14 protein-coding genes are annotated in these 21,800 nt (G+C 69.8%); 12 read left to right on the forward strand and 2 right to left on the reverse strand.

Annotated features, from left to right (window positions below):
* Positions 1-69 precede the first annotated feature (69 nt).
* The 8 genes from O0S08_RS36985 (at position 70) to O0S08_RS37020 (ending at position 13,203) form a co-directional block, all read left to right on the forward strand.
* Positions 70-1,620, forward strand: coding sequence for a serine/threonine-protein kinase (locus O0S08_RS36985; protein WP_269034174.1), 1,551 nt, complete (start codon positions 70-72; stop codon positions 1,618-1,620).
* Between the two features lie 396 nt (positions 1,621-2,016).
* Positions 2,017-2,517, forward strand: coding sequence for a hypothetical protein (locus tag O0S08_RS36990; protein WP_269034175.1), 501 nt, complete (start codon positions 2,017-2,019; stop codon positions 2,515-2,517).
* Positions 2,518-3,130: 613 nt separating this feature from the next.
* Positions 3,131-3,448 (forward strand): hypothetical protein, encoded by a 318-nt coding sequence (locus tag O0S08_RS36995; protein WP_269034176.1) that lies wholly within the window; start codon positions 3,131-3,133, stop codon positions 3,446-3,448.
* Between the two features lie 48 nt (positions 3,449-3,496).
* Positions 3,497-5,857 carry a coiled-coil domain-containing protein gene (locus O0S08_RS37000; protein ID WP_269034177.1) on the forward strand — a complete coding sequence of 787 codons (2,361 nt, stop codon included), beginning with the start codon at positions 3,497-3,499 and terminating at the stop codon, positions 5,855-5,857.
* Between the two features lie 590 nt (positions 5,858-6,447).
* Positions 6,448-7,944, forward strand: a complete 1,497-nt coding sequence (locus O0S08_RS37005) for a prenyltransferase/squalene oxidase repeat-containing protein (RefSeq protein WP_269034178.1) — start codon at positions 6,448-6,450, stop codon at positions 7,942-7,944.
* 13 nt (positions 7,945-7,957) lie between these two features.
* Positions 7,958-8,839, forward strand: a complete 882-nt coding sequence (locus tag O0S08_RS37010; RefSeq protein WP_269034179.1) for a hypothetical protein — start codon at positions 7,958-7,960, stop codon at positions 8,837-8,839.
* A gap of 188 nt (positions 8,840-9,027) precedes the next feature.
* Positions 9,028-10,215: a WD40 repeat domain-containing protein gene (locus O0S08_RS37015; RefSeq protein WP_269034180.1), complete on the forward strand. Its 1,188-nt coding sequence runs from the start codon at positions 9,028-9,030 to the stop codon at positions 10,213-10,215.
* Between the two features lie 258 nt (positions 10,216-10,473).
* Complete coding sequence (locus tag O0S08_RS37020) at positions 10,474-13,203, forward strand: serine/threonine-protein kinase (protein ID WP_269034181.1); 2,730 nt, start codon at positions 10,474-10,476, stop codon at positions 13,201-13,203.
* A gap of 13 nt (positions 13,204-13,216) precedes the next feature.
* On the opposite strand, the gene O0S08_RS37025 is transcribed toward O0S08_RS37020, so the two are convergent.
* Positions 13,217-14,134 carry an FHA domain-containing protein gene (locus tag O0S08_RS37025; RefSeq protein WP_269034182.1) on the reverse strand — a complete coding sequence of 306 codons (918 nt, stop codon included), beginning with the start codon at positions 14,132-14,134 and terminating at the stop codon, positions 13,217-13,219.
* A gap of 381 nt (positions 14,135-14,515) precedes the next feature.
* Between O0S08_RS37025 and O0S08_RS37030 the strand changes: the two genes are divergently transcribed.
* Positions 14,516-16,015 carry a hypothetical protein gene (locus tag O0S08_RS37030; protein ID WP_269034183.1) on the forward strand — a complete coding sequence of 500 codons (1,500 nt, stop codon included), beginning with the start codon at positions 14,516-14,518 and terminating at the stop codon, positions 16,013-16,015.
* A 273-nt stretch (positions 16,016-16,288) separates the two neighbouring features.
* On the forward strand, positions 16,289-18,337 hold the full coding sequence (locus tag O0S08_RS37035; protein WP_269034184.1) for a hypothetical protein: 2,049 nt from the start codon (positions 16,289-16,291) through the stop codon (positions 18,335-18,337).
* 335 nt (positions 18,338-18,672) lie between these two features.
* Here O0S08_RS37035 and O0S08_RS37040 read toward each other — a convergent pair whose 3' ends face one another.
* Positions 18,673-19,323 (reverse strand): hypothetical protein, encoded by a 651-nt coding sequence (locus O0S08_RS37040; protein WP_269034185.1) that lies wholly within the window; start codon positions 19,321-19,323, stop codon positions 18,673-18,675.
* Positions 19,324-19,468: 145 nt separating this feature from the next.
* Between O0S08_RS37040 and O0S08_RS37045 the strand changes: the two genes are divergently transcribed.
* Together O0S08_RS37045 and O0S08_RS37050 are read left to right on the forward strand one after the other, a co-directional pair.
* Positions 19,469-20,260, forward strand: a complete 792-nt coding sequence (locus O0S08_RS37045) for a hypothetical protein (protein ID WP_269034186.1) — start codon at positions 19,469-19,471, stop codon at positions 20,258-20,260.
* 307 nt (positions 20,261-20,567) lie between these two features.
* Positions 20,568-21,761 (forward strand): leucine-rich repeat domain-containing protein, encoded by a 1,194-nt coding sequence (locus tag O0S08_RS37050; RefSeq protein WP_269034187.1) that lies wholly within the window; start codon positions 20,568-20,570, stop codon positions 21,759-21,761.
* Positions 21,762-21,800: the final 39 nt, after the last annotated feature.

Here is a 21,800-nt window from a genome sequence, read left to right on the forward strand (position 1 = left end):
ATGCCCAGGCCGGCGCTGGGCCCGCTCCTCGGGGGCTAGGCATTCGGGTATAGTCCACCCCGCTTTCGCATGTCGAACGCCCCCGAGAGCACCCCCCGCGAGTCGCGCTGGATCGGCCGTGTCGTCGACGAGCGCTACAAGATCGTCGAGGTGCTCGGCGAGGGCGGCATGGGGGCGGTGTTCGTGGCCGAGCACCTGCGTCTGCGCAAGCAGGTCGCGTTCAAGACGATCAGGGCCGAGTTCGCAGCGCACACCCAGGCGGAGGCCCGCTTCGAGCGCGAAGCACTGGCCACCGGGCGCCTCGACCATCCCCACGTCGCCAGCGCGATCGACTACGGACCGTTGCCGGAGGGCGGGTTCTATCTGGTGACGCAGTTGGTCCGCGGTGAGAGCCTGAGCAAGCGGCTCGAGGCGGGGCCGCTGCCATGGCCACAAGTGTGTCTGCTCGGCAGCCAGATCGCCGATGCGCTGGCGGCAGCGCACGCGCTCGGCATCGTCCACCGCGACCTCAAACCCGACAACATCCTGCTCGAGCAGCGCCGCGACGGGGCGCTGCACGTTCGCGTGGTCGACTTCGGGATCGCTCGCGTGTCGGGCGAGCAGGCGACCATCGCCGACGTCGCGCAGCCGCTGACGCGCTTGGGCGCCGTGATCGGCACGCCGGGGTACATGTCGCCCGAACAGGGCACGGGCCAGCAGGTCGACTTCCGCGCCGACCTGTACGCGCTCGGCGTCATCCTCTGGGAGTCGTTCACGGGACAGCAGCTGTGGCAGGGCGACACGCTGGTTCAGATGCTCACGCGCCAGCTCGGGCGCCCCGCGCCGAGCCTGCGCGCAGATGTGCCCGAGGCCATGGCGGTGATGATCGAGCGGCTCCTGGCCCGCGCTCCGGCGGAGCGCCCGGAATCGGCGCTCGAGGTTCGGGACGAGCTCCGTCGTCTGGTGTTCGGCAACGAGGTCAGCCTCCCGCCAGCGGTTTCCGCGAGCGCAGCGCTTTCGTCAGCGATGTCGGGCAGCGCAGCGAGACCCCTCGTGGCCACGCCCGGCGAAGTGACTCACGCCGACGTACGAAGCGGCACGACGGCAGCGACCAAGCCATCCGGAGTGCTCGAGCCTGGGACATCCCCGCGGAAGAGCCCCCGCGGGGTATGGATCGGCATGGCGGGGGCGCTCGTGATCGTCCTCGCCGTGCTCGTGTACGGCCGAAGCAAGACGGACGAGATCACCAGCGAGACGGCTGTCGGCACCGAGTCGGCCCCTGTCGACACCAAGCCCACGCCGCATGCGACCGTCGACGAGCTCATCGCCCAGGCGCCGGCGGCCTATGCCGAGGACGTCAAGATGCTGCTCATCAGCAGGCACCCGCAGGCCCGCCGACTCGCAAGCGAGGCGATCGCGGGTGCGCCGTCCAGAGACTTGAAGAAGATCCCGGAGTACCTCCGCGACTTCGCCCGGTTGGAGCTGGCCGACGACTGCGATGACAAGAAAGCCATCCTGAAGAAGTTCGAAGCAGCCGAGGAGGTCCGGGCGCTCCCGGGGCTGAAAGCCATCGCTGGCGGGCGGAGTGACTCCTGTGAGCTCCGCGACGAGCTCACCCGCCTGATCGCCCGCTTCGAGTGAGGAACGTGAGCCGAGCCGGGCGAGCCGCCGGCCTCGACCTCGAGCCCGTTGCCCGCGGCGGCGCTTTGAACATTCCTTCGATGCTTGCGGTCGCGGCCTCGGTACCTGGGCGCTCGACTCGCACGGTGCTTCTGGCCGTCCATCACGACGGCGACCGCGCTCCCGGTCCGAGCTGCGAGCACGACGACCGAGTCTGCGAATGGTAGCCTGCCGGGTGATCACGTTCTTCAGAGAACGGCCACAGGCGAGTGCTCGCACTTATGCCAACTTTGGAATCACCAGATTTCGTCGGGTCTAAATTCGTCTACAAACAACGAAGATTCCACCGGCCGCGGTCGTCCGCAGGCGCATGATTTTGAGAGGAAGGACGCCAGCGTGCATGCTATGGTCGCGGCCATGCCCAAGTTCGACTTTGTCTCTGCAATCGAAGATCGCAAGCGTCAGCTCCTCGTCGAGGAGCTGCGGAAGCAGCATGAGCTCACGATTGGCGAGCTCAACCAGCTGGCGCGCGGCGAGCTCGGCCCGGTGCTCCGCTCGATCACGATCGCCGAGCTGATGGGGTCCGGGCCGGTGCCGGGCGTCTCGGGTGCCGCTCGCGGCGCCTCCCCGCGGCCGGAGGCCCGGGTACCCCGGCGGAACCCGAGCAACTCGTCCTCCTCCCAGAATAAGCCCCTGCGCAACGAGGTCGTCACCCGCACGGCGGCGGGGCGTGAGGCGTTCGATAAGCAGATCCTCGAGGTGATCGAGGCGATTGGAGGCCCCGCGAGCGCGACCGAGATCCAGCGCCGCGTCGGCGGTACGAACATGCAGGTGCGCTCGGGAGTCAACCGTCTGATTGAGGCCGGCCATGTCACCTGGACGGGCAAGGCGCGCGGGACTCGCTATTACCCGGCCTGAGCCCGCGTCGCCTTCCTGTAAGAATCGGCCCGCTCGCCCCGCAATCCATCCCGACGTCGTGCTCAGCCACGCTTCAGGTGGGAGCCTGAATCGCGAGACAGCGCGGGGCGAGACTGGCGGTCAACTGGCGGGTTGCGGCTGCCGCAACGATCTGCACGAAGAGACAGGTCCAGGGCTGCGGCGCGGGCTCCTCGCGCTCGCGTCGCCGGTGTCGGAGCCGCGCAACCTCGTGTCGCCGCTCAGGCGGCCGCGCCCCCGGCGCCCTGTGCAAGCAGCTCAAGTGCATGGCCCCGTGCTCACGCGCTCGCCGTGGCGTCAGCTTCACGTCGCGGGTCGGCCATCGTTGTTGGACCGCCGCGCCAGCGGCGATTCCAAACCCCGGCCGCGCAGTGCTGCAGTTCTCGGCTCCCCGGCCTGCGGTATCATGCGGCCTCTCGAGGAGACCCTGCGCATGCGTCGTGCCCCCCGTCCCCATGTCCTCCCGCGCCATGGGCTGCTGCGCACCGTCCCCATCGCCGCGCTGTTGATAGCGAGCTGTACGCGTCCGCCGCCGCACTCCGTAATCGATGACGCTGAAGCGGCGCGTCTGGCGTACCCCGGCCTCGATCATGCGGTGGACCGCGCGCTCAAGCTCGGGTTCGACGGCTTCAACGCGGCCTCGAGCGCGAACATCCCCGAGCAGTCCGAACCCGGCGAGGCCGCGGGGTTGATGGTGGTCAATGGGAAGGTCGATCAGGGCAGCTCAGCCAACAAGGGGATGCGGCTCGAGGTCAGCCTCGCGGACTACTCGGACGGACTGATCGAGGGCGTGTACGACGTCGTCTACGACGGTGGTCCCAATGGGATCTTTCGTCGCAAGGCGGGGACGATTCACGTCGTGGGCACCGCGACCTCCGACTACGGGGTCTTCAACGTCGACGTCAGCCTGTAGTGAAGCCGCTCGGCGTCGCTATCCACTGTCACCAAGGTACCCTCGTCCATGAGCGACTCTCTCTGGCAAAAACTCCATGAGAAGATGATCATTGCGGCTCGCGGCCGCCTGCCCGATCCGCCGCCGGACAGCCAGCTGATCCGCGTGAGCTGCGAGGTCGCACCGGCCGCCTTGCGACCCCTCCTCGAGGCGCGACGCTTGACCGAGGCGATCTTGGGCGAGACGAGGTCCGGACGGACCCGTCCGCGGACCCGCACGCTGTTCGGCGACACGCCGGAGCGCGCGACGGAGGCGGTGGTGGTCGAGCTGTGGAACCGCCTCGCCAAACAGAACGGTGCCCGGTGGGTGGTCGTGTTCGACGCGGTGGAGCGGGCCGACGAGGCGACCCTGGCGGCGCTGACCCAGATCGTGCAGCAGCCCGGCTGGCTTCGGTTGCCGCTGCTGCTGGTGTTCCATGACGAGCCGAAGGCGGCCGCGGCCGAGCTACTCGCCGCCGTGCGTGCGCGCGACGGCGACTCGGTGGTGCGTGGGGAGGAGGCGCTCGCCAGCGAGGCGAAACCGATCAAGTGGAGCACGTTGCCTCCCGAGGTTCTGCGCGCGCTTCGTGCCGGGGCGCTGATCGGCCCGGGCTTCGAGGTCAGGGTCCTCGCCGAGCTGCTGTCGATCGATCCGGAGCTCGTGCTCGAGCGGCTCCAGCACGCCATCGATCTCGGCGTCCCGGTCGAAGATCGGGGTGAAGGCAAGTTCTCGCTGCCGAGCTCGGCGCTCTCGGCCCTGTCCGCGTCCATCATCCCGTCGCTCGCACAGGCGTGGCACCGAAAGCTCGGGCAGCTGCTCGGCGCACGGGCGGCGAGGGCCATCCCGCCGCCCCCTCCCGCTCCAGGAATCGCGGGGATAGCAAAGTTCCAGGCGGAGAGCGTCGACGACACCCGCGTCGCGGAGATCATCGACATGTCTCATGAGGTCGTCGACCTGGCCTCAGAGACAGCCGCGGCCACGTCCGGAACGTCCGGCGCCGGCGTTGACGCCGGTGCGCGCCCCGTCGCTCCTGACACGAGCCGCCCGCAAGCTATCTCCGGGGAGATTTCAGATCGAGTCGAGTCGGCCCAGAGCAACCCACCTCGGCGGCCGGTTCAGCGCAAGACCGTGCTAGCCCCGCCCGCCGAGGGCGCACGCTCGACACGGCGCAAGACCTTGGTTCTGAAGCCGGAAGTGGACATGCCGGCGCCGGTCGAGTTGACCGCGACCGGGAAGGTCGCAGCGGCGACGGTCGGCGACCCGCTGATCGACAATGTTCGGGCGGCCGAGCACATGCGCCGGGCCGGTGACCTCGATTCGGCCGCGGAGCACCTGTGCGAGGCGGCCCGCGAGGCGGCAGCGATGGGCGCGCCGCAGGCCGCGGTGGAGCACGCCAATGGGGCGCTCGCGCTGCTGGCGACGCTGCCGGTCGGCGTGTCTCGACAGCGACTCAAGGCGCGGGCGCTGCTCGAGCTGGGACGGGTACAGTGGCAAGCGCCAGGCTACGAGCACGGGTTTACGCTGGCGCGGGCGCGGGCGTCGCTCGAGGCAGCGCGCGCCGAGCTCGACGCGGACGCACCGGTCGAGCTCGTCGTCGATCTGGCGCAGGCGCTGGCAGGGGTCCACTTCGACCTCGGTGATCCGCCGTCGCTCGCGCTGGCGCTCGCCGAGGTGGAGGAGGCGAGCCGCGTGTTGCACGCCGCGAACGACGCGATCGGGGCGGCCCGCCTGTTCAACGATCAGGCCGCGGTGCGCGTCCGCATGGGCGACGGCGCCCACGCACTGAAGCTCCTGCGCGCGTCTCGAGCGATCTTCGACGCGCGCGCCCAGGACGATCCGGCAGCGCTGCGCGAGCTCGCCGAGTCGGAGCACCTCCTGGCCAACTTGCCGCTTCATGCACGCATGCGGCTCGGTCGCGAAGAGGAGGGCTACGCGATCGGTATGGATCATGCGCTCGCAGCAGAGCGGGCGTTTGGCGAGCTCGACGATGACCGCGAGCTCGCCCGCGTGTGGGAGACGATGGGCCGGCTCGATCTCAAGCGCCTCCGCCTCGAGGAAGCGAGGCTGCGGCTCGAGGCCGCCTTCGAGGTGCAGACGCGAATCGGCGACCTGACTGGGCTGGCGCAGACCACGGAGTTTCTGTCGGAGGTGCTGGCATGGTGCGGTCGCAACGCCGAGGCGATCACGATGCTCCGCGACTCGGTGATCTACAACCGCGACAAGGGGTCGCCGCGCGGGCTGATCTCCAACCGCCAGGCGTTCACCGCACTGTCGTCGCGTTTTGCCCAACTGCCGCAGCACGCGGACGGTCTCCGGGAGGTCGAGATTTTGTTGGCCGCCGGGGAACGCGAGCTCGGCGTGTCACCACCGGACGCGACCGAAGAGCGCTGAACATCCTTCGGCACAGCGCTAGCGAGCGGTGAGCCCGAGCTCGAGCCCAGGCGCCGAAATCGCGGCTATCGCATGCTACCGCCGCAGATACGCCGTGGGCGACGTCCTGACGTACCGGCAGGTGCGATTCGGGCGGTCGGTGAGGGCGGCGACCAGGCCGGCCCGGTCGGGAGACAACCCGTAGTAGCGGTCACGTAGCTCGGCCGCCAGGCCAGCATCGTGAAATGAGCCCTGCGGAAATTCCAGTCGCCGGCCCGCGAGTGCTCGTGGGCGCGCGTCGCCGCCCTCAGCCACCGTCTTACATCGCGGCGCTTGAGCGCAGTACTGCGCTTTCACCGGCGCGCGGCTGCGCGTGTCACCTTTTGCAAGGTCGGTGAAAGATGCGAATCACCATTCTCCGGGTATCACTGCACCGCGGCTTGGCGAGGACGACGATGCTCGTGACGACTCATGGTTCGGACGAATCTTCGAAACGAATAAATGGCGGGTTCGATCATCAAAATCGCGTGAATGCGAACGCGTCGGCTGCGCAGATCCCACTTCCTGACCGAGCCGAGCTCGAGCGCGGTCGGGACAGGGGACTTGAGCACATGCTCCGCCACTTCCAGTGCCCGGAGGATCGAGGTGAGTTCCGCTTCCTCGGCCCTGCGAGCGGCCGGGTCCTGGAATCTGCGCTCACGTTGCACGTCCTCCGACGCACGAACATCGAGCCGGAATGGCAACAGCGGCTGCGGGGCTTCCTGGTGGGCCACAGCGCGGGAGCGGATCCCATCAGCAGGCTCTTCGCGGCCGCCGCTCTCGGGCTGACACAGACCGAGGACGCCATGACGGCGCTGGACGGCTTCCTCGGCGATCTCGCATACGGCCGCCGCCGGAAGCGGGCCTTGTTGCTCATGCTGCTGGTCGAACTGGAGGTGGTGCCGCTCGCGCGCGCCGGGATCATGCTGGACGACTTCGCGGTGCAGGCGGCCCACCGATTCAGTCAGTTGCATGGGGCCGCCTCGCGGCTCATGTTCGGACGACATGCGGGCGGTATCCCCGAGGGCACGGTACCGCGCGACGCCGCTTTCATCGTGGCGTGCCAAGCCGCCAACGGCGGCTGGGAGCAGCAAGCGCTCCTCACGTTGCTGGCGATGCTCGCTCTCGGCCCCGACCACCCAGCCTTCGAGCGCGGCCTGCGGTTCCTACGCGGGCTCGAGCGTGAGGACGGGGGCATCCCGTTCATTCCCGACGTCGATGTATGGCTCAACGCTCTGGCCGGCCTCGCCCTGCAGGCGGGGTCCTCGCTGCCCGAGGTGCGCCGGCAGGTGGCGCGGTTCTTGATCTCGCGCCAGCACACCCACGGCGGGTGGAGCTTTACCGACGGCGTCCAGCAGACGGATAGTGACTGCTCTGCGCTCTGCGTCGAGCTGTTGCTGCGCGAAGACGCGGAGCGCCATGCTCCTGCGGTCGACCGCGCGCTGGAGTATTTCCGCGAGAGGCAGCGAGACGACGGCGGATACCCGGCATATGAGCGCGCGGGTGAGTCCGAGCCTACCATGACCGCCAATGTCCTCTTGGCTCAGTGCCTTGGGGTCGGCCGGCGACCGGAATTAGTGCCTTCGATGCGCGCCGCGCGGCAGTTCATTCGTGGCAGCCAGCGCAGCGACGGTCGCTTCGAGACGAGTTGGAGCCTGTGCGAGACCTACTCCATCTTTCGCGTGATGGCCTCGCTGGAAGCTCACCGGGCCGTGGACCCCGGGCAGACCCCGGACACTGTGGGGGAGCGAGCGTTGCGTTACCTGCTCGCGCATCAGCGGACCGACGGCGGCTGGGGGCAGGCCGCCACTGCCCCTTCTGACGCCCTGAGCAGCGCGTACGCCCTCGCAGCTGTGAGTCTGCCGCGCTTCGCTACCGTCGTTCCGCCGGCATGTGCGCGGCGAGCAGCCGCATACCTGCTGGGACAGCAAGATCCGCGGACTGGCGCGTTCGTGTCGATCCCGGATCAAATGGGACCTCGGCCGATACCCTACGAGGTCCCGGTGCTGAGCACCGTGATGGGTGTATGGGCTCTATCGCTGACCATTCAGCGGTTGTCCCAGGGATAGGAGGATTCCGACAATGTCACAGAGGTCCACGCACTCGATCCCCACGCTCGAACAATTCCTCGCAGCCCCGCTCGCGGAGGTGCGGCCTGTGGCGCCGGCGACGATGGTATGGGTCGTGGAGGGCACCCGTCGCAGCGCGGCGCTGGCCGGCGTCCCCGCCGAGGACTATGGGCGCTGGTCGGTGCCGCGGATGAACGCCTGCGTGCGCATGTTCTTCGAGCACGGCGTCCGTCACGTTTTCACGCCGTTTCTGACGCCGAGCCAGTTTGGAGAGAAGACGCCCGGCTACCGTGAGCGCTTGTTCGAGTATGCCGGGCTCATCGCCAGCGAGCCGGAATTCCTCGCTCCGTACATCACGCACGGCTGGCGCGTGCGGCTCCTCGGAGGCGACAGCCTGCCGGAACTGCGGCCCTACGCCGCGAAGTTGATCGAAGCGACCCCGTACGGCGATCACACGCTGTGGTGCTCCGTGGTGGCCGAGACGGGAGCGCCATGGAGCGAACTGCTGCAGGCGGTAGTCCGCAGCGGCGCACGCACGCGCGAGGAGGCCATCTCTGCGGTCTATGGTGAGGACATCCCACTGGCCACATTGATGGTCGCGTTCGGCAAGCCGCTCGTGTCGCCCGAGCAGGTGCCACCGCTGCTCGTCGGCAAGATGGACGCCTACTGGACGCAGCGTCCCGGCTATCGCATCGACGAACGCGAGTTCCGGGCGATCCTCCACGATCACGCGTATGTTCGACGCACCTGGCAGGAGGACAAGACGGGTCGCCCCGACGAGGCGGCGGCGTTCCGCCGCGCGTGGGAAGAAGGACCGACGCTGGGGCTGGGCTTCCGCTTGGGTCCGTTTTGGTACCCGAGCGCGACCGGGGTGCCTGTCGGGTCGCCGGGTTGACGCCGCGCCTCCCCTGTCAACCTCGGGGGTTTGCTCGCCGACATCAATCTCACAGGCGACCTCCCCGGGCGACGGGTCGTCCGCTCGCTTCGACCTCCTCTTACCCATCGAAAATCTCACTTTGAACTTCTTGAACGCGAAATAAATGGCTCAGTGATTCGAAGACACGTACAGAAGGAGATGAACAAATGAGCAATGTAACCCTTATTGGCGTTGGTACGGACAATCAGCTCTACACGCGGAACAAGGTGAACGGCCAGTGGATCCTGGTGCCCAACAGCGGCTCGGTCAAGTCGGTGGAAATGCTGGCGGACGGCACCCTGATGGGAGTGGGCACGGACAACCAGCTCTACACGCGAGCCCGCGTGAAGGGCCAGTGGACCCTGGTGCCCAACAGCAGCACGGTCATCTCGGCGACCCAGCTGAAGGACGGAACCATCCTGGGGGTGGGCGGCGACTACCAGCTCTACACGCGGCGTAGCGTGCAGGGTCAGTGGACCCTGGTGCCCAACAGCGCCACGATCCTGTCGGTGACCGAGCTGCAGGACGGCACTCTGCTCGGCGTGGGCGGCGACCACCAGCTCTACACGCGGCCTGGCGTGCAGGGTCAGTGGACCCTGGTGCCCAACAGCGCCACGGTCCTGTCGGTGACCGAGCTGGAGGACGGCACCCTGGTGGCGGCGGGCGGAGACCACCAGCTCTACACGCGGGCGGGCGTGCGGGGCCAGTGGTCCCTCGTCCCCAACAGCGGCTCGGTCATCGCGGTCACCTCGCTGCTCCCGGCCATCCTCGGCGTCGGTACGGACAACCAGCTCTACACGCGGACCGGCATCAAGGGCCAGTGGTCCCTCGTGCCGAACAGCAGCACCATCCTGTCGGTGGCCGAGCAGGAGGACGGCACCCTGCTGGGAGTAGGCGGAGACAACCAGCTCTACACGCGGACCGGCGTGCAGGGCCAGTGGTCCCTCGTGCCGGGCAGCAGTACGGTCCGATCGGTGGTCGTGCTCAAGGACGGAACCATCCTGGGGGTGGGCGGCGATTACCAGCTCTACACGCGGACGGGCGTGCAGGGCCGGTGGACCCTGGTGCCCAACAGCGCCACGATCCTCTCGGTGACTGAGCTGCAGGACGGACGGTTGCTGGGAGTGGGCGGAGACCACCAGCTCTACACGCGCCCTGGCGTGCAGGGCCAGTGGACCTTGGTGCCCAACAGCGCCACGGTCCTGTCGGTAACCCAGCTGGCGGACGGCACCCTGCTGGCGGCGGGCGGAGACCACCAGCTCTACACGCGGCCGGGTGTGAATGGTCAGTGGACCCTCGTGCCCAAGAGCGGCTCGGTCATCGCGGTGGCCGCTCGACACGTCCACCTCTCTTGATCGCCGTCGGCGCGTAGACGCAGTGCTCGTCGAGCTCGAGGTGCTTCTCGCCTCCCTCGCGCATTCGGCCGCGCGTAACACGCGGAGCGTCCCCGCTCCCCCGGCGCTCCGAGCACCGGCCGGCGATCTGGACCATCACGATGCCGATCCGGGGGATTACGAGCGCGCCCACGCCAGCGCGGTCATGGACACCGTCGTTTGCGACGAAGCGCCGACACCGTCGGTGGCGGCCGGGTATCCTCGGTCGCCGCCTGATTCATGTCCACGACGCTGCCCACGCACTCGGCGACGCTCTCGGTGAGCGCCGACACCCTCACGGCCCCGTCCACCCAGCCGCCCGCGGATCGCCTCACCCGCGGCGTGCTCGTCGGTCGATACATCATCATCGACTGCATCGGCGACGGAGGAATGGGGCAGGTCTATTCGGCGTACGACCCGGATCTCGGTCGAAAAGTCGCGCTCAAGCTGCTGCACGACGATGCGACGGGCCACCAGCGCCAGGCCAGACTTCTCCGAGAGGCGCAGGTGATGGCACGCCTGTCACACCCGAACATATGCCCGGTGTACGACGTGGGGAGCTTCCACGGGCGGGTGTTCTTCGCCATGGAATTCATCGATGGGGAGACGCTCCGGGCGTGGCTGCGAGCGCGCGCGTGGGAATGGCGGGAGCTCCTCGCGGTGTTGCTCGCCGTCGGTCGCGGAATCGCGGCGGCGCACGCGGAGGGGCTGGTGCACAGCGACCTCAAGCCCGAGAACATCATGCTCGGCGCAGACGAACGGCCGCGGGTGATGGACTTCGGGATCGCCCGCGTGGACGGAGCGCCGCGCACGGAGGCGCCGCAGTCCCTGTCCGGGCTCGCGCTCGACATGGAGAGCAGAGGGACCAGGACGATCAAGGGGACCCCGCAATACATGGCGCCCGAGCAGTGGCACGAGGACTCGCTCGACGCGCGCTCCGACCAATTCTCGTTCTGTATCGTGGTGTGGGAGGCGCTGTTCGGCGAGCGGCCGTTCGCCGACGGCCACGTCGCGACGCATGTGCGGGCGCGGCAGGAGCTCCGCCCGCGCCCGCCTCCGCAGCCCTCCCTCGCGCCCTCGTGGCTGCGCGCCGTCCTCTTGCGCGGTCTGTCGGCGCGACCGGAGGACCGGTTTCCCACGATGGACGCCCTGCTGGTCGCCTTGGCCTCCGGACAGGCCAGGCGTCGCCGCTCCTTCATCGCCGCCGGAGCGGCCGCGCTGGCGCTCGTGCTCGGCGGCGCCGCTGGCGTGCGCTGGTGGGAGCACGAGCAGCAGGTCGCGGCGTGCGCGGGCGTGGGCGAGAGCATCTTCGCGGACGCGTGGAACGAGGCCGTGCGAGCGCGCCTGCAGGCGAACTTCGCCGCCTCGGGGCTACCCGACGCCGGCGACCTCGCCGCGCGGATCGCCGGGTGGATCGACACCTTCGCGGGCCGCTGGCGACAGGTCCGCGCCGAGGCGTGCCTGGTCGGCGACGTGCACCCGCTCGGGTGCCTGTACGATCAACGCCAGCGGCTCCTCGGCCTGCTCGACGCGCTCGCGGAGGACGACCCTCGCGCCCGGTCCGGAGCGATCCGCATCGCCGCAGCGCTGCCGGACCCGAGGACCTGCGCCGACCCCGTGCTCGTGCCGTCCGCGCCGCCGGCCGAAGGATTCCATGCGCAATTGGTGGCGACCCGCCTGCGGCAGGAGCTGCGGCGCATCGAGGTCTCCGGAGCCTCCGGGCACCTTCACGAGGCGAGGGCGCGGGCGTTGGAGGTGCGTGGACAGGCCGCGAGCGCGGGGCTCCCGGGCCTCCACGCCGAGGCGACGAACGTCGCCGGGATGCTGGCCGACTGGGACTCCGATTACACCGAGGCCGCGCGACTGCTGCGACGCGCGGTCGTGGAGGCTGGCGCATCGAAGCGCGACGACGTCGCCGCCGACGCCGCGATCCGGCTGATCCTCGTCGTCGGTGACCACCAGGCTCGGCATCAGGAGGCGCTGGTGATCGGCGACTTCGCGGAGATGCTCGTGCGACGACTCCAGCAGGCCGATCGCTACCGCGGCGCGCGGCTGCTCGGTTTCCTCGCCGTCGTCCACCGGGGGACCGGCGCGCTGTCCGAGGCCGAGGCGCTCAACGAGCGAGCGCTCGAGCTGCTGCGGCGCGAGCTCGGGGAGGTCCACCCCGAGCTGTCGGTGTCGATGGGCCACCTCGCGAACATCTACTACCAGCAAGGCAAGTACCGCGAGTCGCTGGCGCTGCACACCGCGGCGCTGGCGAACGCCGAGGCCCTGTACGGCGCGAACAGCATCGAGGCCGCGGCGTGCCTCACCAACATGGGCGCTGCCCACACCCAGCTCGACGAGGACGAGGCGGCGCTGCCGTTGCAGGAGCGGGCGCTGGCGATCCTCGAGCGCGCGCTCGGGCCCGAGGCCCCGGATGTCGCGCGTGCGCGCCACAACTTCGCGGTCGCGCTGGGCCAGCTCGGTCGACACGCGCAAGCCCGCGAGCAGATCGAGCGCGCCTACCGGGCGGTCGAGGCCACGCTCGGCCCGACGCACCCCCAGACGGCGCTCACCCTCCTCGATTTCGCCTTCATGCAGAAGGAAGCCGGCGAGCTCGAGGCGGCCGAGCGGAACTACCGCCGCGTCCTGGCGCTCTGGGAGGAGACGCTCGGCACGGAGCACCCGCAGCTCGTCCTCGCCTTGAACGCGCTCGGCGGGCTCGCCCTCCAGGCGCAGCGCGCCGAGGAAGCGATCGTCGTCTTCGAGCGGGCCATCAAGCTCGGCGAGACCCGCGGCTCGCCGCCCGAGCTCGTCGCCGACGCCCGTGCGGGGCTCGCTCGCGCTGTGTGGGAGGCCCGGGGCGATCGGGTCACCGCGCTCGCGCTGGCGGGCAGGGCCGCCGCCGTCTTCCGCGAGGTCCGGGGCCAACGCCTCCCGGCGCTCGCCGAACTCGAGGCCTGGATGCAGCAGCTCGCCCCTCCGTGAGGCTGGCCTCGTCTCAGTTCTCGAGGAGCGGGAAGATCTCGAGCGACGCCACGCCGATCCGCAGCAGCCCCGTCCCGGGGCGCCGCTCGATCAGCCGGGCCGCGTCGGCGACCCCCGCGTCGGCGAGCTGACGACGGCTGCGAAAGATGTCGATGTACAGCCGATCGCCGTCGCAGTGGAGCTGGCGGAGCAAGTCGCTCTGCTCGATCCACCCCTGGCGATCGGCGGGCGAGGCCGCGTCACGCAGGCGCGCGCGCGCGAGCAGCAGCAGCGGGTAGTGATGGACCCGGACCTTGAGGTCGATCACGCCGCCGCGATGGAGCGCGATCATCTCCACGGTCTCCTCGTCGCGGCTGACGCGGAACCGGAGACCGATCGAATCGATCGTGGGCTCGTCGCCCTGCGCCTCGTCGGTCTGCATCAAAGTCCCGGGCAGGTGGAGGTGCCATGCCCCGCTCGCCGAACGGACGGTGTCGCCGTCGCGTGCCTCGCTCACGCGACCCGCCTGCTCCATCGACCACCCGTGCTCGGCGCTGCGATGCACCGTGATCTCGGGCGCGTTCGAGTCGGGCAGCGCGAGCAGGCCGTCCTGCGCCTCGATCTGCGGGCCGCCGTCGAGTGGTACGGCGAAGGCCGCCGGCGGCTCGACGCCGGCGAACACGTAGCCGTCAGCGCTGCCGAAGCCGAGCGCCGCCCCCGCGGTCAGCGACACGCGCTCGCCGACGCCGACCCGCCGGCCCGCGACGAAGGTGCCGTTGCGGCTGCTCAGGTCTTGCAGCTCCCACGCGCGCCCGTTCCAGCGCACGAGCGCATGCTCCGCCGACACCTTGCGGTCTTCGAGGCAGACGGTGCATACGCGAGAGCGGCCGATGAGGCTGCGCTCGTGGAGAAACCACGCTCCTGCTCCGTCGATCCGGCGAATCTCGGCCATGGCGCGGCCGCACTGTAGCGCAACGCGAGCCCGTGGACCCGCTCTCGGCGCGTCCGCGGGACCATCGCCTCGCCGCGAGCGCGGGCGCGAACCCTGCGCGGCGCCGCACTTGCGAGTCCGGTTGATCCGCGCGCCCTTGGCGTTGGCCGAGCTCGAGCAGCTCGGACTGCAGCACCGCCGATCAGAAGGGCGCGCCGAGCCAGCGATAGATCGCCTCATTCGGGTCCATCCAGAGGAACTCCCGTCGCTGGCGACGGACACGTGCTTCAGCGACCCTTCGATGCCTTCCCACTCGTCCTCCGCATATGTCGCGACGGAGGTTCCGCTCGCTCACGCTATTATCGAGCGGGAGGCGGCCTCAAACGGAGATAAAGTGGCGAGATGCGCCGCCTCGCCCCCGTCCTGCTCCTCCTCGCGTGCGGCCCGGACCTCCCGACCCCCGGCGACGGATCCACCAGCGACATCCCCGGCTCGTCCTCCGCGCCCTCGCCGACGAACACCAGCGGCTCGCCCGCGACCACCAACACGCCCACGAACGCCACGACGAGCGCCCCCGACGACAACACGTCAACGACGCTCGACCCGCCCGCCACCACATCGACCACGACCGGCGAGCCGACCCTGTGCGGCCCCGCGTGCGCCGAGCTGCGCGACATCACCGGCAACCTCGAGATCGAGCCCGGCACGGACCCACAGACCTTCGCCTGCGTCCGCCGCATCGACGGCGACCTCGAGATCCACGACCTGGCGGACGGCGACATCCTCGCGCACCTCGGCAACCTCGAGGAGGTCACCGGCGGCGTGACGATCCGGGACAACGCCGGCCTCACCGACGTTCCGGGCCTCGGCTGCCTGCGCAGCGTCGGCGCCCTCCGTATTCAAGACAACGGCGCCCTCACCAGCCTCGCCGGCCTCGCCGGCCTGCGCAACGCCGGCAGCCTCAGTCTTCAGGACAACGGCGCCCTCACCAGCCTCGCCGGCCTCGCCGACCTCCGCCGCGCCGGCGGGATCTACCTCGACGGCCTCCCGGTCCTGAGCGAGCTCCCCGCATGGACGTTCGAACCCGACAACGCGCTCGGCGGCCTCAGCTTCATCGACCTCCCGGCCCTGACCGACCTCGACGTGTTCGCCGGCATGACCACCACCAACGGCGAATTCTACTTCACCGCGATCGGCTGCCCCGCGCTGACCAGCGTGGTCGGCGTCGGCGACCTGCTGCGGTCGGCCGACCCGGTGTTCGTCTATCTCCGCGACCTGGCCACGCTCACCGACCTCGCCGGCCTCGACGGCGTCCCCGCGTTCAACAACCTCGACCTCCTGTCCTTGCCGCAGCTCGCCTCGCTGGCCGAGCTCGAGGGCACCCAAACGATCCACACCCTGAACGCTTCCTCGCTGCCGAAGCTTGCCGACCTCCACGGCCTCGAGGACCTCGCCGAGACCGACATCCTCGCCCTCGCCGACCTCCCGCTCCTCACCGACATGTCCGCCCTGTCCGCCCTGACGAACATCGCGGTCCTCTCCCTCGACCGCCTACCCGCCCTGCCCGACCTGTCGGGCCTGTCGTCGCTGCACACCATCAGCATCCAGCTCAGCCTCGGGTCGTGCGACGACAGCCCCGACGCCGGCCTCGACAAGCTCGTCGACCTCACCGGCCTCGACAACCTCGAGGTCGCGTTGAACGTCGTGATCGGCAACAACGACGACTTCGCCGGCTTCACCGGCGCCCCCAAGCTCGCGACCGTCAGCGAGCTCCACGCCGTCCACAACCCCTCGCTCGCCCCCGGCACTCTCGCCGCCTGGGCCGCCACCCTCGACCCCACCCCGATCCTGTGCGAGAGCCAGGACCTCGACATGTGCAGTTGCTTCGTATTCGACCCGTGACGCGAAGCCTCACCGCATCGCCGCCACCCGCCCCGCGTAGAACTTCTCGACCTCGGCCTGCCACCGCTCCGGCGCCTTCGCCAGCGCCCGCGATGAAGCGGGTACCGCCGAGTCAGGTGCGGTGGCGCAAGGAGCGGGAGCTGTTGCATCACGCCCTATCCCGCTCACGCGGGATCGTCGGTCCGACGATCTCAAAGGTCGGACGGGGAGATGCCGCCCCGGCCCGCATCCGCGGACCCTCGGTGTTCTGGCACTGGACCCGGCGAGAGTACTGTGGCTTGGAATTTCCCAAGCGCACTCAGTAGACGCTGCCAACCCTTCGCCGGCCGAAGGTACACCGAGACGAGGCCCCCCTTGCTTCCGAGATTCGCTTCGAATGTTCATGCACAAACGGGCCTCGTGCTGGCGACGGTGCTAGCGATCGCGTTGCCCGAGGCCGAGGCCCACGCCGACTGCGGGTGCGACGGCACGATCACCGCCGACGGCGACGGACCCTGCCTGCGCTACGCGGCCCCGTCGGGCCCCGGCAACGACATCACGTTCCGCTTCGCCGAAGCGTACGAGTGCGGGCAGTACGTGACGGGCGAGTTCTTCGTCGTCGCCTCGGGCGCAGCGATCACTATCGCCGCGATCACGCCCGACGGTGCGCCGGGTCGTCACGGTGTCGACGTGAATCCCGATCCGAACGGACCGCAGCGCTGGGACGATCGCCTCGGCGACTACGCCGACGCGGTCGGCTTGCCGCTCGACGTCGCAGCGAACAGCTCGGTCGTCAAGTACGTGTCCGACAATCCCGCCGGTGATTGCGACGGCGATGCGGACGAGAAATCATGCGGACGGTTCGCCGCGGTGGTGACGATCGTGGACGCGGCGCCCGACGATCCGAGCACCGCGTTTCGTCCGCCGTTCGTCGGCGCGGACAAGCCGACGTTGTCCGCGGCGACGTTGCAGACGCAATTGTTGTCGCGGCTGTCGGCCGACTGCGCCGATGTGCCCACGCTCGCAACCGCCGAGGCGTGGACGCGGCACCTGCGGCTCGACTACACGAGCGACTCGGTCACGTGCGATCTGATGCCGCCGGAAGATGCGATCCCGAACGGCCGGCCGTGGTCGACCGACATCTGGGCCGACGACACCGACGTGCATGGGTGGCTGCACCTGGCCGACGTCTGCGACGCACCGCCGTGCACGCCCGAGCAGGATCTCGCGACGAAGATGCCCGTGCTCGTCGGCTACGTGCAGCACGGCATCGACGTGTGGGGCGTCGACCGGCAGGACGCGAGCCTGTTCCGCGGCGGCGGAGGCAACGGCGGCGGCAAGCTGCACGCGTACGTGTTCGCGGCGACGATGCTCGCCGACGCGGAGATGCTCGCCGATCTCGCGGCGATCGACGAGGAGCGCTTCTTCGAGAGCGCGAGCTACTACGCGGGCGAAGGCGGCGTCGCGCTGTGGGGCCAGCCGACCGGCGACGAGGCGGCGTACTGGAACGACTTCGGTGATCAGTCGACGCGGACGATCCGCGACCCGTACCACTCCATCGACGGCGGCTTCGAGCCCGGCGGCTGGTATCAGGACAACACGGCGAAGCCGACGCAGTACACCGCGCTCCTGATGCGGATCATGCCGGCTTTGCAGGCGAACTGGCCGGTGAACGGCGACGTCGTGCTCGCGTATGCGGATCGCTGGGTCGAGCACGGCGCGCTGACGCAGCCGGATGACTGCGCGCCGATCGGCGGCGAGTACGGCGTCGACTACGGTCCCGACGGCATGGGCGGCTGCATCGCAGGGGGCGGCCGCGTGCCCGAGCTCGACGGCAACAACGCGAACGGAGGCAATCGTTCGCGCCCGTTCGGCGAGTGCATGTGGCAGAGCTTTCGCGCCTGCGCCGAGGACTGCTCGTGCCCGGGGCAATCGTGCAAGAGCGCGAGCATGTGCGGCAACGGCATCGTCGATCCGCACGAGGCGTGCGACGGCGACGACGCTGCGAGCTGCGCCGAAGGTTGCATCGCGCCGGGCCAGCCCGGCGCGTGCACGTGCGCGGACGGGGGCGCGGACGGGGGCGAGGGCGGAAGCGATGGCGCGGACGAAGGCGGCACCCCAACCGAGTCGGCGACTTCGATGGACGCCGACGACACGGCGACGTCGAACGCGAGCGCCGGCGACACGTCGAGCGGCTCGTCACCCGCGGAAGGAAACGACGACGACGCGAGCGGCTGCGGCTGCCGCTCCTCGTCGACGCCGCCACCGAGCCTGTTCTTCCTGCTGTGGATCGTCGCGTGGCGCCGCCGTTGCCGGCGGGCGATCGCCTCGTCGCGCCGCTGATGCTCCACGCGATCCCGCCGACCGCGAGTACCGCGACGCCGGCCATCATCACCACAGGGAGCTCGATCCCTGGTCACGACACCGACGAGGAAGAGCGCGGCAGACGCTGCCGCCGCTCGCAACCGCTGCTGTCGGTGCTCGACGAGGATGTCGAGCCAGGTTTCCTCCGCAGCCACGCGGTGTGGACCGCGTGGATCGCTTTCGGTCAGCGCCGTATCTGCTCGACGCGACCGCCGACGACGAGCGCCGGCCGCGGCAGGTGCATCACGAATTAGGCCGGCTGTACCCGAGGGCGGTCACTGCATCGACCGCCACCATCGGCTGACCGAGGCGGCTCAGCGCGCAGGCGCGGTTGAAGTGGGCGATCGCGATGTCGGGGCGACGGCGATGGCGGCGTCGAAGCCGGCGAGCGAGCCGGTGTAGTCGCCCTTGCGGTGGAGCTTGAGGGCGTCGCAGTTGTGCTTCGGGGCGGCCTTCGGTTGTTCGCGCAGGTCGCTGGACACCGCCCTGCCCGACCGCGTCGTCGTGCTGGCCGACGACTTCCTCCACCTCACCGGCCACGACCCGCTCACCGGCGCCGAGCAGGGCATCCATCGACGGGAAGCACCGCCGGGGGCCGCCCGGAGGCCGCGCTCAGACCCGCCGCGGCGCTGACGGGTCTCGTGCGCATGGTGCAAGAAGCGACCGGACGGCACGCTCAAAAAAATATCGCAAAAACCCGCAACGGTTCCCGTCTCCTTGTCGGCCTGGGCGATCGCGCCCGGCCCGGGAAGGAGCGCGCACGCAAACGGGATCGTAACGTTGGCCATCGCTGCCGGAGGCGGGCTCGTCATCCATGCGGTGACATTCACGGCCAACTCCGTCTGCGGCCACGTACAGCTCACCGAGACACCGGCAACGCCGCGACGGACGCCGAGAGGAACCCTCGACGACACCGGCGCGGACGAGGTGATGCGCGCCAAGACGGCCGCGATGGTGCGCATCATGACACTGCTTCACGGCGGCCCACTGCCTGCGCGCACCCGTCGTCTCCCGATGGCCCGGCGATCGTCGCCGGCAGAGTTCACGCGCGCGTGAACTGCAACGCTCGCGGGCACAGCGTCGTGCCCGCTTTGTCTGAAGGTCGAACACATGAACAAGATCATCGTCATTTTTGCATCCCTGTCACTCGGGCTCGGAGCGGGCTGCGCGGGCGGCCTGAAGCTGGACAGCAATTCGCTGTTCAAGAAGAAGGCGGACGAATCGTCGGCTGCCTCGCCGGAGGCCGAGGTCGCCGCGGCGGGCGCGTCGGACAAGCCCACCGCGACCCCGCCCGCCGACCCCGCCGCGGAGCGGCGCGCGTACTACCAGCCGCTGATCGACGACGTCGATAAGCTGCAGCAGCAGCTGCCGGCGTGCTGTCAAAGCGAGGACTTTCTGCTGGAGCTCACGTCGCCGTACCCGAGCCATGAGTTCGTCAAGCAGTACAAGTCCGCCTGGTCGCACAAGTCGATGCGCAAGGCCGAAGACCTCGAGACGCCGGAGTGGAAGGCCGTCGAGGCGAAGTACGCGGAGCTCGACGAGGCGCTCGCCGCCGCGGTCCGCCTGCCGAAGGACGTCTACAAGGCCAAGGACGCGAAGCAGCTCAAGCGGCTCTTCTCCGACTACGCCGCGAGCCACACCAAGAAGTCCGTCGTCGACGTCGTGCTGCTGTACGACGACTGGGGCCGCAAGTCGGGCAGCGAGTGGCACGGCGACCAGCTGGTCAACTACGATCAAGGGTTCATGCGCGGGTTCGTCGTCGTCCAGGGAGACTCGGGCAAGGGCGAGGTCTGGGAATTCACTCCGCGCAAGGATTTCCTGGACGGCGGGAAGGTCAAGTTCGACGTCTACGTACCGGCCGAGGTCACGGACATCGCGCTCTCCTCCGTCGCCGCGAAGTAGGCGGAGCGCCGCGCGGCGCTCGCCTCGTTCCGCAGGGCGCGCTCGAGAGCGTCGCTCTGGCACGCCGCGGCCGCCTCGGCAAGGCCGAGGACGGCCTCGCCGGGCTGCACGCGCCCCTCGGCCTGCGCGCCGAACCGCGTTGCCCTGCGAGCACCTCGTGCTGGTGGAGCGCGCCGGAGTACGTCGTCGCCTGTGATAACGTGGCGACCTGCCCCGGCTCGCCCTCGCCGTCCTCCTCGTCGCCGCCTGCGGCCCGTCCACCGCGAACAGCGACAGCGACGCGACGACCGGCCACGACCCCACCACCATGGCCGGCACCTCGGGTGATTCGCCCACGCCGACTCCATCGACCACCACCGAGAGCCCCACCCCGACGACCTCGGGCACCACCGCCTCGGGCCCGCCCTCGCAGTGCGGCCCGCCGTGCGAGCACACCTGGGAGTACGACTCGTTCCTGATCCCCGGGATGGTCGAGTCCGACTTCCGCTGCCTGACCCGCGTGCGCGGCGACCTCACCATCCCCGGGAACACCGACCCTGCGATCGTCGCCACCTTGGCGAACCTGACCCGGGTCGACGGCCGACTCCGGATCTGGGGCACCGACATCCCCGATCTTTCGACCTTCGCCTGCCTGCGCGAGGTCGGCGAGATCGAGCTGATCGACCTCCCGCACGTCGCCGATCTCTCGCCGCTGTCCGGGCTGCGCCGGGCGCCCTCGATTCGCCTCCGCAACCTCGGTATCGCCGCACTGCCCACATTCGCGGCCGACTTCGCCGGCATCGAACGGCTCGCGCTGGCCAGCAATTCCTCGCTCACCGACATCTCCGAGCTCGCGGTCTGGGGGCTCGCCGGTGACACGCTCGCGCTCGAGCTCCACCGCATCCCGCAATTCACCGACCTCGGCCCGCTGGCCGCCCTCCCGCTCGTGGACGCCGCCCGCGTCGACGTCAGCCTGTTCGACCTCCCCGTCCTCGCTTCGATCGCCCCGCTCGGCGCCATCACGTCCGGGGAGATCGAGCTCACCACGCTGCCGGAGCTGACCTCCTTGAGCGGCCTCGAGGCGCTCACCTCTGGCAGCCTGCGGCTCGTCGACCTCCCCGCGCTCACCGACCTCGCGCCCCTCGCCGGACTCCGCGAGGCCGAGACGATCATGATCGACGACGTCCCGCAGCTCACCAGCCTGATCGGTCTTGGCGCACTCGAGCGCGTCGAACACAGGTTCCAGCTCGGCGCTTGCTCGGCTCCGTCCCTCCCCGGCCTCCACGGCCTCCACGGCCTGGATTCGCTGGCCCGCGTCGAGTCGCTGAACTTGCTCGGCCTCACCGGTCTCACCACCCTCGCTGGCGCACCGCTCCTGACCGAGCTCGCTCACCTCGACATCGTCGACAGCCCCGCGCTGCCGCAGGCCGCATTCGACGCTTTCCTCGCCCAGCTCACCGCCCCGCCGCTCGCCTGCCTCGCCCCGGAAGGCGCCTGCATCTGCGTCACCCGCCCGCTCTGAGGCCGTCGAGCGCCACATTCGCGGCCCCGGTGGGGTCCC

Origin of the sequence: Nannocystis punicea (assembly GCF_026965555.1) — a bacterium.
In the GTDB taxonomy this organism is placed as follows: domain Bacteria; phylum Myxococcota_A; class Polyangia; order Nannocystales; family Nannocystaceae; genus Nannocystis; species Nannocystis punicea.

Coding starts and splice junctions, on each gene's coding strand:
- O0S08_RS37005 (WP_269034178.1), top strand. CDS start 6,448: ATGCTCCGCCACTTCCAGTGCCCGGAGGATCGAGGTGAGTTCCGCTTC.
- O0S08_RS37025 (WP_269034182.1), bottom strand. CDS start 14,134: ATGGCCGAGATTCGCCGGATCGACGGAGCAGGAGCGTGGTTTCTCCAC.
- O0S08_RS37045 (WP_269034186.1), top strand. CDS start 19,469: ATGAACAAGATCATCGTCATTTTTGCATCCCTGTCACTCGGGCTCGGA.
- O0S08_RS37015 (WP_269034180.1), top strand. CDS start 9,028: ATGAGCAATGTAACCCTTATTGGCGTTGGTACGGACAATCAGCTCTAC.
- O0S08_RS37050 (WP_269034187.1), top strand. CDS start 20,568: ATGGCCGGCACCTCGGGTGATTCGCCCACGCCGACTCCATCGACCACC.
- O0S08_RS37040 (WP_269034185.1), bottom strand. CDS start 19,323: ATGATGCGCACCATCGCGGCCGTCTTGGCGCGCATCACCTCGTCCGCG.
- O0S08_RS36990 (WP_269034175.1), top strand. CDS start 2,017: ATGCCCAAGTTCGACTTTGTCTCTGCAATCGAAGATCGCAAGCGTCAG.
- O0S08_RS36985 (WP_269034174.1), top strand. CDS start 70: ATGTCGAACGCCCCCGAGAGCACCCCCCGCGAGTCGCGCTGGATCGGC.
- O0S08_RS37000 (WP_269034177.1), top strand. CDS start 3,497: ATGAGCGACTCTCTCTGGCAAAAACTCCATGAGAAGATGATCATTGCG.
- O0S08_RS37010 (WP_269034179.1), top strand. CDS start 7,958: ATGTCACAGAGGTCCACGCACTCGATCCCCACGCTCGAACAATTCCTC.
- O0S08_RS37030 (WP_269034183.1), top strand. CDS start 14,516: ATGCGCCGCCTCGCCCCCGTCCTGCTCCTCCTCGCGTGCGGCCCGGAC.
- O0S08_RS37020 (WP_269034181.1), top strand. CDS start 10,474: ATGTCCACGACGCTGCCCACGCACTCGGCGACGCTCTCGGTGAGCGCC.